We start from the raw sequence: 11,123 nt of genomic DNA, 5'->3' as shown, positions 1-11,123 counted from the left end.
TTGTGCTTTTTTGTTGGCTAAACTATTGAATTTTCAAGGTACGAGCCCACTTTTGTAAGTGGGAAGTTTAAGAACTAATAAAAATCTGCGCAAAACTGTCGTTTTTTCGCTAAATAGCGTCTATAATCATAGCTTAAAGATAACAAAAGCGTAATAACGAAGATTAAGTAGATATAGGTGATTTACAATAAAACGCACAGTAACAGTTCTGGCAGCCCTCCTCGGGCTGGCAACTTCAGCACCAAAGCCAGTATATGCAAAAGCAGCTAGCAAGAAAGTTACCCAGACCATCAAGGTTTACAAGCCAGGCAAGTACGGCAAGGTTAAGCAAACCGCTATCTTAAAGAAGAAGGGCCGCAAGTGGACGACTGCTACCTGGAAGTCCTACAAGGCTCCTAAGGCAGCTGGCTACGAAGCCAACACCAAGAAGGTTAAGGCAGTCAAGGTAACCAACAAGACCAAGAACCAAACGGTCAAGATCAAGTGCACGGCTGTCAAGACTGCTGTCGTTAAGGCCAGCACCGCTAACAGCAGCCAAGACCAACTGCGTAAAGCGGCCCTGAACGTTGTCAACAGCTTCCGGGCTAAGGTTGGGGTCAAGGCAGTCAAGATGAACTCCAAGTACAATGCAATCCTTGACAAGCGGGCTACTGAAAAGGCTAAGCAATACGTAACTACCGGTACTTACGACCACTCCGGCTACAACGCTCTGCCAAAGTACCTTAACACCTACCCAATCGTTAAGGGCAAGATCATCTACCACGGCGGCGAAACCCTGCACGCTTGCTACTACAACGGTCTGAACTCTGACGCGACGACTGAAATGAAGTTCTGCCTGACCAACACCTTCACGGAAAACATGCAAGCTGAAAAGGACGACTACGTAGCAATCGTCGTTAAGAAGACCAGAAAGAACCTGACTAACATCAGCGGCACTTACGACCACTACAAGATGATGGTTGACCCAGGCAACCACACGGCTTACATCGGGGTTGGCCACTACGGCAGCGGCACCAACGCAATGGTTTGCGTCGTAATCGAATACCACGCTTAATCGAAATCACCACTAATTAATCTTCGCAACTAGAAACGAGCCAGTTCCAAACGGAACTGACTCGTTTTATTATTTTTGACCAAAAAAAGAGCGCCGTTTGGCGCTCCGCAATCTTAAAAAAACGTTAAGCCAATTACAATTGAACTAATTGCTCTTGGTGATGTCGGCCCCGAGACAGTAGATATAAGGGGCAGAGAAGTTGTAAACCTTCTTGCACTCGATATTGTCAATTTAGAATTGATAATCATGATATTGGAATTCTGCATTCCCGCTTTTGCCAAGAGCGGGAAAAACTTGCTATACTTGACTTATTTGAGACAGAAAGAGCTGGATTATGATCGAAAAAAACGAACTGCCCATTTTGGAATACGACCCAACTTCCCAGGAAGTCCTGAAGCCAGGCCATGACGCCAAGGGTATCAAGCTGCCGGAAAAATGCCTCTTTGCCTTCTTAGGGGATGAAGTCGACGAATACGCGGAGCAGGTCAATGCCACGGTGGCTGACCACTTTCTTACGGTGGACCGCCTGCGTCCGATCTATGTCATCAAGGATCAGGGAGAGCGCTTGTGCCTGTGCCGGGCGCCATTGGGCGGTCCAGCGGCGGCCCAGTTCATGGACGCTTTAATCGCCCTTGGCTGCCGGAAATTCCTGGCCGTTGGCTCCTGCGGGACCTTGGTTGACATCAAGGAGAACGACTTCTTGATCCCAACCCGGGCTCTGAGAGATGAAGGCACCTCCTACAAGTACCTGCCGGCCAGCCGCTATGTGGACCTTGACCCAGTTGCTGTGGAAAAAATTGGCCAAGGACTGGCAGAGCAGGGATTGCCTTATGAGCACTGCACGACCTGGACGACGGACGGCTTTTTCCGTGAAACCCGGGATATGGTCGAGTACCGGCGCGAAGAAGGCTGCCAGGTGGTGGAGATGGAATGTGCCTCAATGGCCGCCGTTGCCGCCAAGCGGGGCGTTGAATTCGGCCAGCTGCTCTACACGGCCGATTCCCTGGCCAACGTGGCGGCCCATGACGACCGCAGCTGGGGAAAAGCTGCCCAAGAGCAGGCTATGCACATCTGCCTGCGGATTATCCACATTTTTTAAACAAGCCAGGCCTAAAAATAAGCCCAAAAAGAGGAATCTCGCGTGAGATTCCTCTTTTTGCTGTGCATAAGTCTTGAATTTCTTACTTGTTTTGGCTGAAGTACTGTTCCTTATTGACCTTGAAGTAGGTCTGGTAGTCCTTGAAGTAGTTGTGGTACATGTGCTTCATCAGCAGCCAGCGCTTAAAATTGCGGTCTTTGTCATAGAAGACGGTCGTGCCGTACTTGCCTTCTTTAAGGAGCTCCATGGCCTCGTCCTTGGCCGGGGAAGGAACCGCGTATTCTTCAAAAAGCTTCCGCGGCACGCCGAGCCAGAGCATATGGCCAGCCCGGTCCTTGTTCCCGTAGACGGTTGCCCGATCCTTGAGGAAGTCCTCAACGTAGTCATCGATGTACCACTTGGCCAGGTTGTAGCCGTTCAGGGTCACATAGAAGCTGGAGCGGCCTTGGCGGAGGTTGATTTCAAAGAACTTGTAGATCCCGTCGCGGCGGTCGTACTTGATGTCGAAGTTGGCCATCCCTGTGTAGTGGATCTTTTCCAAAAAGGCCTGAACGGTCTGGTAGAGCTGCTCATCATAGTCCGGCGCGATCACCATGTAGTTGCCAATGGCGATTGGGTCTGGATCTTCCAAAAGCGGGTGGCCCAGGCACATCATCTTGACCTTATGATTTTTGTCCACATAAGCGTTCAGAACCCGCATGTTGGAGTCGTCGCCTGGGATAAAGTCTTGCAAGATCAGGTCTTCCTTGTAGCCGTTGGTGTAGATCTTGCCCACGATGTCTTTGAATTCAGCAAAGTCCTTGATGACAAAGGCCTTCTTGCGGCCCTCAAACTGCACGTCCAGCCAGGACACTGGGTCTTCTGGCTTTAAGGCAACCGGGAAGGGGAACGGTACGTTTTCATAGGAGCCATCCTGGTAGTCCTTCATGGTGATGATGTGGGTCTTTGGATATGGCAGGCCGTATTCTTCACAGACTTCATAGAAGCCCTCTTTGGAGATCAGCTTTTCCAGCAGGTCATAGTTGATGTAGGGCACGATAAAGGCCTTTTCCAATTCAGCCTTGTGCTTGGCCAAAAGCTCGGAATAGCCGTCCCCGCAGGAAATCAGGATGACTGGCTCGGGATGGTCTTGGTATTCCTTGATCTTTTCCCGCATGACTTCGATAAAGGCTGGATCCTCGGTAAAGCCGGGGTGGACCTCGATATCAACGATGTTGGAGTAGCGGGTCGGGGCCAGGGTGGAAGAGCCCCAGGCCTGGACCTTGATTCCGTAAGCTTCATGGAAGGAGCGTGCCATCCCGTAGACGTTGATGTCGCTGCCCAGCAGAATTGGGGTAAATGGTTTCATTGCTTGTTTGATTCTTTCTAATTTGCTTCATTGTTTGGACCGGTTGGGTCCTTACATATACTAGCATTTATGAGCCGGACTGATTCAATGGGAAGCGCTTTTTTAGAAAAAATTGCCGCTCTTATTCCGCGATCCGGTAGCGGATGGCTTTGGCCTTGCCGCGCTTCGTGATAAGGCCCTTGCCCTCCATTTGCCGGAGCAGGCGGGTAGCCGTGGCCGGACTGACTCCCAGCAATTTTTCGATGTCGCTTCGGATGAATTCCGCGTGGTCTTGGCCAAAAGCCAGGACGGCCTGCTCGTTGCCAGCCGGGGCCACGCTCTTGGCGGCTTTGGGGCGGGCTGACTGCGGCGCCGGCTGGGGCTTAGCCTTGGCCTTTGGCTTAAGCTTAATGCTCTTAAGCTGGTAGGCTGGCAGGACCACCTTGAAAGAAGCCGGGGCAGGGATGATGACGGGCTGGTCGGCCGCGCCCTCGTAGGCACTCTTGATCCGGGCCAAGCCCGTGCCGTAGGATTCTACCAGCTTGAGCCGGTAGAAGAACTGGGCCAGGTGCGGGTTGCGGCAGACTGACAGGCCCAGCTTGACGTCAGCTTCGGTAATTCCGTCCGCGAGGCCGCCGTAAGAGATGAACTCAATCCGGTCAACGTAGACATTGATCAAGGTGCTGGCTGGATTGGAATAGTCCCTGTGGATAATGCAGTTCATCAAGGCCTCGCGGATAGCCTGCGGTGGATAAGTCCGCTGGTCTTCCCGGTAAAGGCCCTTGATCTGGCTCTTGACTGGGTTGTGCTGGTCAATGAAGCGGTAGACGGCCGCGAACTGGGCGGCCAAAGAGCCGGTGAACTCCTGCCGGTCCAGGAACTCATCCTGGGTCACCCCTTTGAAGACCCCACACTTGATCGAGTAGGGGCACTGGTCTGACAAAAGCAGGTCCAGATTGCTGAACTGGCCCAGGCCCAAAAGCTGGGCCGGCGTTTGGGCAGCCGGCAGCTGGTGGTCGGCCAGGACCTGGTTCAGACTCTTAAAGGTCAAATCCTGCCGGTAGGAGAGCTGGCTTTCAAAATTTTCGCTGGCGTTTGGATTGAACATAACGATTTTCCCCCATTTTTTAGTCGGTTGGCCTAGTAACTATTCTAATCCAATCACGTCAATCTCGTCAATGATTTGATTAGGCTTGATTTGATTGGATTGGCGTGATTTGATTCGATTCCCGAAAGACAAAAAAGCCAGAGCCCACGCGGGTTCTGGCTGTTTGCTAATCATTGATGCTAGTGTGCTGCTTGTGCTTGGCGTAGAAGTAGTAGGCCAGGTAGCAGAGAATGACGAAGGGGATGGTCGCGTAGAGGGCCACCCGCTGGTTGGGGTCAAACCAGATCAGGAGGCAGGAAGCCAGGCTGGCCAGGAAGGCGAACCAAGGGGTGAAGGGGTAGCCCGGGGTCTTGAACTTCAGCTCGCTGACCTGGTGGCCATCCTTGAGCCACTTTTTGCGGAAGTTCAACTCGCAAAGGGCGATGGCCATCCAGACGAAGACGACCGCCAAGCCGGAGATGGAAACCAGGACCAGGTAGATCGTGTCCGCGGCGTAGATGCTGGTCAGCAGGGACAGAATCCCGCCCAGCATGCTTACGACCAGGGAGATGGCGGGGATGCCCCGCTTGTTGGTCTTGGCGAAGACGACCGGAATCGTTCCTTCATTGCCTAAAGACCACAGCATTCGCGTGGAGGCGTAGAGGCCGGAGTTGCCGGCGGAAATGATGGCCGTGAGCACGACGAAGTTCATCAGGTCGCTGGCAAAAGGAATCCCCATCATCTTGAAGATGTGGACGAAGGGACTTTCGCTGACGCCAGCCTGCTTGTAAGGGATCAGGCAGGCCATCACGAAGATGGAGCCGATGAAGAAGATGATCAAGCGCCACAGGGTGGTGTGGATGGCCTTAGGCAGGGTCTTTTCCGGATCCTTGGCCTCCCCGGCGGTGATCCCGATCAATTCCGTCCCTGAAAAGGCAAAGTTGACCGTCAGCATGGTCGTAAAGACGCCCTTAAAGCCGGTCGGAAACCATCCGTCCTTGGTCAGGTTGGTCAAAAGCGGGGCGTGAGCGTAGCCTTTGACCGGGATGAGGCCAACGACTGCCAGCCCGCCCAAAACAATAAAGGCAACGATGGCAAAGACCTTGACGGCCGCGAACCAGAACTCGCTCTCCGCGAAGACGCGGACGGAGAAGTAGTTGGACATGAAGATCAGGATCATGAAGACCAGGCTCCAGACCCAGACCGGGATGCTGGGGAACCAGTGGCGCATGATGATCCCTGAGGCCGTGAACTCGCTGCCCAAGGCAATGGTCCAGGTCAGCCAATAGAGAATGGCAACGACGAAGCCCGTTGCCGGGTTGAGCAGGTTTTTGGCATAGACGTGAAAAGAGCCGGTGTAAGGCATGGCCACGGACAATTCGCCTAGGCAGAGCATGACGGCGTAAACCAATACCGCTCCGACGAAGTAGGCCAGGATGGTCCCAATTGGCCCGGCCTGGCTGATGGTATAGCCGGAACTAAGGAAGAGTCCCGTCCCAATGACCCCGCCCAGGGAGATCATTTGGATATGCCGGGCCTCCATTTTTCGTTCCAGGTGCTCGACTTTTCCTTTGTTTTTTTCTTGAGTCATGAAGCATTCCTCTTTTATTTACGCTAAATTCTATTTAAAATAATAACTATAATAGCATAATAAACAGGTGAGTAGGGAGGGGATTCCCAATGACGGATTTATTATCGTTGCTAAAAGAACCACTCGTGCTGGACGGATCCATGTCAACCCCTTTGGAAGCTTGGGGTGAGCAGACCAATACCGACTTATGGACGGCTGAGGCTTTGCTTGACCATCCTGAACGGGTCTACAGGGTCCACTACGAGTATTTTAAGGCCGGAGCCCGGATGACGATCACGGATACCTACCAGACCAGCATCCCAGCTTTTGAGAAGCATGGCTTAAGCGCCAGCGAGGCCCGGGGCTTGATGGAAAAGGCCGCGGAGATCGCGCTTAAGGCCCGTGACGATTACGAGGAGCGGACTGGCATCCACAATTTCGTGGCTGGGTCCGTGGGCCCTTACGGGGCCTACCTGGCCGATGGAAGCGAGTACCGGGGCGACTACCTGCTAAGCCGCGACCAATACGTGGACTTCCACGCGCCGCGGATTGAAGAGCTGGTCAAGAGCGGGGTCGACTGCCTGGCCATTGAGACCCAGCCGAGGCTGGACGAGGTGCAGGCCATTCTGGCCTACCTCAAGGACCAGTACCCGGAGATCCCGGTCTACGTCAGCTTCTCGTTAAAGGACCCGGAAACCATCAGTGAGGGGACGCCTTTGACCGCGGCCATCCAGGCCGTGCAGGATGACCCGCAGGTCTTCGCGGCCGGCATTAATTGCTTTAAGCTGGAATGGGGCTCAGCCGCCGTCAAGACGGTCAAGTCCGTGGCCAAGAAGCCGGTCGTGATCTATCCAAATTCTGGCGCTGAATATGATCCAGAGGCCAAGGCGTGGAAGTATCCAGCTGAAGACACCAGCTTTGGGGCCGCGGCTAAGGACTGGCTGGATGCCGGGGCCACGATCGTTGGGGGATGCTGCACGACAATGCCAAGCGATATCGCCAAGGTCAACGCCGCCGTCAAGAAGCTGGAAATGGAATTGGAATAAGAGCATTTTTACGAGGTAAATAAGCACCGAACTAGTCGTCTCATAGTTCGGTGCTTATTTTTGCTTATTTTCAGCTGGCGCGGAAAGCCGCATTTCCTTCCAGTGGTTGAGCAGCTTGTCGATCCGATCGGGGTGGTCAAAGATGTCGTAGTTTTCAAAAAGGCCCATGATGCCGCCGCTGTAGAAGGCGATGGCCATTTCAGGATTATCGGCGATCTTGATCTGGTGCAGGAGAGGGTCCTGGTCGGTCGTGCCTGCCGCTTCCGTCATGTGCAGGGATTCAGCGAGCAGGTCCTGGATCAGGTGCATGGTGTCCGGGTAGAAATTGATCCGGCCCTGGTTCTGCGGGCTGAGATTGTGCAGGAGGGTCAGGTTCTCATGCATGAAGGCCTTGATCTGCTCAATGGCGTCCGTGGACGTCTTCGTGTCCGCCAGCAGCTGGCGGATCAAGGTCATGAAAAGCTCATCCACGACCTCATATTTGTCGCGAAAGTAGCGGTAGAAAGAGCTGCGGTGAATCATGGCCTCCTTGCAGATGTCGGCAACCGTAATCTCCTCAAACCGCTTCCTGCTCAGCATTGTCTTCATTGCCAGCAAGATATCGCGCCTCATCCTGTTTTCGTTTTGTCTCATTCCTGTCCATCTCCGAAATCAATCACTCTAATAATCCTCTGCGACAAATATAACAAAGCTTTTGGCAAAATAAAGGCTTTTGCACCTTAATCAGACAAAAACTGAAAGGTGTCTCAAGAACGGACGTTTTGCCTGCTTTACTGCTGGGACTTTTGCCTGCTTGTCTTATACTTAAGCTGAGCTGGGGAGCTGGCAAAGACATCGCGATCCCTCCCTGGCCCTTTTCTTTATTTTTGTTTGTGATTGCAACAGCATATTTTTTCATATACACTCAACACAATATCTAAAATTTCGTATGCATGATGCTTGATGAGCCACGCGACTCCTTCATTCCTTTGATCGTGGCTCCCTGAGTGAAATAAGCGCCGGCCTTTGTCACCACTAGGCTGACGCTTATTTTTTTGCAGAAGGCAAAAGAAAGACAAATTTTTCAGGTCCTTTTTATTGTGAAAGACAAATAAAAGAGGTATACTACTTTCTAATTTAAAATTAATCTAGAATCTGATTTTGATTTGCAAAGAAAGAGGCATGAAATATGGCAGTAGACAAAGTAAAAGCATTTTTCGCGGGCACGGGCGTCGATGTGATCGAATTGCCTGAATCATCGGCAACGGTTGATTTGGCGGCTGAGGCTTTGTCCACTGAGCCTGACCAGATTGCCAAGACCCTGTCTTTCCTGGTCAATGATGAGCCGGTTTTAATCGTTATGGCTGGCGAAGCCCGGATCGATAACCACAAGTACAAGGGCGTCTTCCACAAGAAGGCCAAGATGATTCCCTTTGACCAGGTTGAGGACTATGTCGGCCACGCGCCGGGCGGGGTCTGCCCCTTCGCGGTCAAAGACGGGGTCCAAGTCTACCTGGATGAGTCGCTTAAGCGCCATGAGGAAGTCTTCCCGGCAGCTGGCTCGTCAAATTCAGCGGTAAAATTATCAATTCCTGACCTGGAAAAGTACTCGGGCTATGAAGCCTGGATCGACGTGACCAAGAACTAGGCCGGCAAACAAAAAACGCGAGCCTTGGACGTGGCTCGCGTTCTCTGTGATGTGAAAAATTACACTGATAACAATAGTTTACCAAAAGATAAGCCGAGCGCTTGGTGGGACGCTCAACCCAATCGTAATTTTCTCATTTATATGATAATACTTTCATTTCCTTTCGTAAAGCGGTCTAGCTCAACTTTTTTGCAAAGTCTGCGTAAAGCTTTGATGAAAGAAAAATGTATAAAAGCTGGTGTGATAAGCTGGACTTACAGATAAAATTATTCGATAGGAATTCAGATGAAAATAAAGGAAAAAGCGAAAATGAAAACCAGAGAATTAGCCGCCTTGCGTGGGCAGATCGATGAAGCCGACCGGGAGCTGGTAGCGGCTCTGGTCAAGCGCTACGACATTGTCCGCCAGGTTGGCGCGGTCAAGCAGGCCCAGGAAATCGCCGGTTATGACCCTAAGCGCGAGGGGCAGGTCTTGGACAAGGTGGCCAGGCTGGCGGGACGGCCGGAATACGCGGTCGCGGTCAAGGCCGTCTATCAGACCATCATGGATGAGGCCAAGAAACTTGAAAAATAGCCATTAAAGGAATGAGCTGGCTGGCTCAGTCCTTTTTGCTTTCGCGGAAAAAATGTTAGAATGATAGAACGACAACAAAAGCATGCTATTGTTTTCAGCTGCTGGGCTGAAAACGTGGATAATTTAACAAGGGGATAGATTGAAGAATGGATAGAGATTTCGGCCTGCTCTTGAAGAGAAACTACGACTTAATGGCCAAGCATGGCAACCGCGCCTTGCAGAAAATGGGCCTGACCTTCTCGCAATTTCACGTGTTGGCTTACCTGTATAAGAAATGTCCAGACAAGCGGGCACCGTTAAAGAAGCTGGAAACCCATTTTGAAGTGGCCCAGGCAACGATGGCCGGCATCGTCGCCCGGTTGGATGGCAAGGGCTACGTGATCAGCCGCGTCTGTGAAATGGACAAGCGGGTCAAGATTATCCAGCTGACGCCAGAAGGCGAGGGAAAGTGTCAAGAGGCCTTGGCGTCAGTGCACCAGTTCCACGATAAGATCGAAAGCCTCTACAGCGAGCAGGAGCTGGCCCAGTACAAGGAGTACATGGAGCGCCTTTATCAGTTCCTGGTCCAGGCTGATGAGCAGGAACAAAAGAAGCGGCTTGCAAATAGAAAAACGAGCGGTTAAAGTGGAGACGTGCAAATATTTTTTCGCAAACATACAAGTTATTAAGCGGGGACACCATGACTAACACCAAGAAAAAGATTCTGCTCTTGTCAACAGGAGGTACCATTGCCTCAGTAGCTTCAGAAGAGGGCTTAGTGCCCGGACAATCCGGTGCTGAGCTCCTCCATACTTTGGGCGGGCAGCCTTATGAAATTACGGCCAAGGACATCCTTTCCCTGGACTCATCCAATATCCAGCCAGAAGAATGGACCTACATCGCCGAACAAATTTACCAGCTCCGCCGGGGCTACGACGGCATCGTCGTCTCCCACGGGACGGATACCATGGCCTACACGGCCTCAATGCTCACCTTTATGCTTCAGGGGATTGACCTGCCAGTCGTTCTTACTGGGAGCCAGGTGCCTATGCAGGCTATCTTGAGCGATGCCCCGGACAACCTCCGCGTGGCCTTCGCTGCCGCGGCGACCTGCAAGCCGGGGATCTACATTGCCTTCAACCGGCAGATCATGCGGGGATGCCGCTGCGTGAAGATCAGAACCACCGGTTTTGACGCCTTCAAGTCCATCAACATGGATCCAGTCGCCCAGGTAACTTCCGACGGGATCGACATCAAGCACTCAGCGAATGAGTATGTGCCAAGCGAGCACGCCATCTGCACCCTGAACACCAAGGTCAACCCCCATGTGGCGATGGTCAAGCTTTTCCCAGGCTTTGATCCGGCCATGCTCAAAGCCATGGTTGACGCCGGATGCAAGGGGATCGTCATCGAAGCTTATGGCTTGGGCGGGATGAACTATATGCGCCGGAACATGGTCAAGGCCGTGGGCGAGATCATCAAGCAGGGGATCCCGGTTATCGCTTGCAGCCAGTGCTTGTACGAGCGGACTGACCTGACCAAGTACGAGGTCGGCCGGGCTGCTTTGCTTGAAGGGGCCATCAGCGGCCGCGACATGACCAGTGAAAGTGCCGTAACCAAGCTGATGTGGGCCTTGGGCCAGGAGATGGATCTGGAAGAGATCCGGGCCTTTTTCAACAAGGATATCGCCGGTGAAGTCACGATTTCCTCAAGAAGATAGACCATGAAAGCTGTCCAGCGGGCCAATGTCATTGAATTAAG

Annotated in this window: 11 protein-coding genes; 7 read left to right on the top strand and 4 right to left on the bottom strand. The window is 52.4% G+C overall.

The features are described 5' to 3' along the window. Positions 1-187: 187 nt before the first annotated feature. The gene (locus OCH80_RS04110) at positions 188-1,054 is read left to right on the top strand and encodes a CAP domain-containing protein (RefSeq protein WP_404538093.1); all 867 of its coding nucleotides are present in this window, start codon (positions 188-190) and stop codon (positions 1,052-1,054) included. A gap of 334 nt (positions 1,055-1,388) precedes the next feature. Continuing rightward, the gene (locus OCH80_RS04105; RefSeq protein ID WP_404538085.1) at positions 1,389-2,153 is read left to right on the top strand and encodes a nucleoside phosphorylase; all 765 of its coding nucleotides are present in this window, start codon (positions 1,389-1,391) and stop codon (positions 2,151-2,153) included. 82 nt (positions 2,154-2,235) lie between these two features. On the opposite strand, the gene OCH80_RS04100 is transcribed toward OCH80_RS04105, so the two are convergent. From OCH80_RS04100 to OCH80_RS04090, 3 genes are all read right to left on the bottom strand, one after another. Beyond that, complete coding sequence (locus OCH80_RS04100; protein WP_404538083.1) at positions 2,236-3,501, bottom strand: carboxylate--amine ligase; 1,266 nt, start codon at positions 3,499-3,501, stop codon at positions 2,236-2,238. Between the two features lie 121 nt (positions 3,502-3,622). Beyond that, positions 3,623-4,588: an ATP-binding protein gene (locus tag OCH80_RS04095; RefSeq protein WP_404538080.1), complete on the bottom strand. Its 966-nt coding sequence runs from the start codon at positions 4,586-4,588 to the stop codon at positions 3,623-3,625. Between the two features lie 166 nt (positions 4,589-4,754). Further along, on the bottom strand, positions 4,755-6,158 hold the full coding sequence (locus tag OCH80_RS04090; RefSeq protein ID WP_404538077.1) for an amino acid permease: 1,404 nt from the start codon (positions 6,156-6,158) through the stop codon (positions 4,755-4,757). 89 nt (positions 6,159-6,247) lie between these two features. On the opposite strand from OCH80_RS04090, the gene mmuM reads away from it, so the two are divergent. Then, entirely contained in the window at positions 6,248-7,183 is a 936-nt protein-coding gene (gene mmuM, locus OCH80_RS04085; RefSeq protein ID WP_404538074.1) for a homocysteine S-methyltransferase, read from the top strand. A gap of 54 nt (positions 7,184-7,237) precedes the next feature. Here the strand turns inward: mmuM and OCH80_RS04080 are convergent, their stop codons facing one another. After that, positions 7,238-7,816: a TetR/AcrR family transcriptional regulator gene (locus OCH80_RS04080; RefSeq protein WP_404538071.1), complete on the bottom strand. Its 579-nt coding sequence runs from the start codon at positions 7,814-7,816 to the stop codon at positions 7,238-7,240. 535 nt (positions 7,817-8,351) lie between these two features. Here OCH80_RS04080 and OCH80_RS04075 point away from each other — a divergent pair. From OCH80_RS04075 to OCH80_RS04060, 4 genes are all read left to right on the top strand, one after another. Next, positions 8,352-8,810 carry a YbaK/EbsC family protein gene (locus OCH80_RS04075; protein ID WP_154546762.1) on the top strand — a complete coding sequence of 153 codons (459 nt, stop codon included), beginning with the start codon at positions 8,352-8,354 and terminating at the stop codon, positions 8,808-8,810. A gap of 309 nt (positions 8,811-9,119) precedes the next feature. Beyond that, positions 9,120-9,383 (top strand): chorismate mutase, encoded by a 264-nt coding sequence (locus OCH80_RS04070; RefSeq protein WP_404538068.1) that lies wholly within the window; start codon positions 9,120-9,122, stop codon positions 9,381-9,383. A 146-nt stretch (positions 9,384-9,529) separates the two neighbouring features. After that, positions 9,530-10,006 carry a MarR family winged helix-turn-helix transcriptional regulator gene (locus tag OCH80_RS04065; RefSeq protein ID WP_404538066.1) on the top strand — a complete coding sequence of 159 codons (477 nt, stop codon included), beginning with the start codon at positions 9,530-9,532 and terminating at the stop codon, positions 10,004-10,006. Positions 10,007-10,062: 56 nt separating this feature from the next. Then, positions 10,063-11,082 carry an asparaginase gene (locus tag OCH80_RS04060; protein ID WP_404538063.1) on the top strand — a complete coding sequence of 340 codons (1,020 nt, stop codon included), beginning with the start codon at positions 10,063-10,065 and terminating at the stop codon, positions 11,080-11,082. The last annotated feature ends 41 nt before the right edge of the window (positions 11,083-11,123 follow it).

The sequence above is a fragment of the Lactobacillus sp. 23-2 genome, assembly GCF_044902225.1.
Lineage (GTDB): Bacteria > Bacillota > Bacilli > Lactobacillales > Lactobacillaceae > Lactobacillus > Lactobacillus absianus.
This window is presented reverse-complemented; position numbering and strand designations above follow the sequence as displayed.

Excerpts from the sequence above, each read along its gene's own strand:
- OCH80_RS04105 (WP_404538085.1), top strand. The coding sequence starts at position 1,389 with ATGATCGAAAAAAACGAACTGCCCATTTTGGAATACGACCCAACTTCC.
- OCH80_RS04100 (WP_404538083.1), bottom strand. The coding sequence starts at position 3,501 with ATGAAACCATTTACCCCAATTCTGCTGGGCAGCGACATCAACGTCTAC.
- OCH80_RS04095 (WP_404538080.1), bottom strand. The coding sequence starts at position 4,588 with ATGTTCAATCCAAACGCCAGCGAAAATTTTGAAAGCCAGCTCTCCTAC.
- OCH80_RS04090 (WP_404538077.1), bottom strand. The coding sequence starts at position 6,158 with ATGACTCAAGAAAAAAACAAAGGAAAAGTCGAGCACCTGGAACGAAAA.
- mmuM (WP_404538074.1), top strand. The coding sequence starts at position 6,248 with ATGACGGATTTATTATCGTTGCTAAAAGAACCACTCGTGCTGGACGGA.
- OCH80_RS04080 (WP_404538071.1), bottom strand. The coding sequence starts at position 7,816 with ATGAGACAAAACGAAAACAGGATGAGGCGCGATATCTTGCTGGCAATG.
- OCH80_RS04075 (WP_154546762.1), top strand. The coding sequence starts at position 8,352 with ATGGCAGTAGACAAAGTAAAAGCATTTTTCGCGGGCACGGGCGTCGAT.
- OCH80_RS04070 (WP_404538068.1), top strand. The coding sequence starts at position 9,120 with ATGAAAACCAGAGAATTAGCCGCCTTGCGTGGGCAGATCGATGAAGCC.
- OCH80_RS04065 (WP_404538066.1), top strand. The coding sequence starts at position 9,530 with ATGGATAGAGATTTCGGCCTGCTCTTGAAGAGAAACTACGACTTAATG.
- OCH80_RS04060 (WP_404538063.1), top strand. The coding sequence starts at position 10,063 with ATGACTAACACCAAGAAAAAGATTCTGCTCTTGTCAACAGGAGGTACC.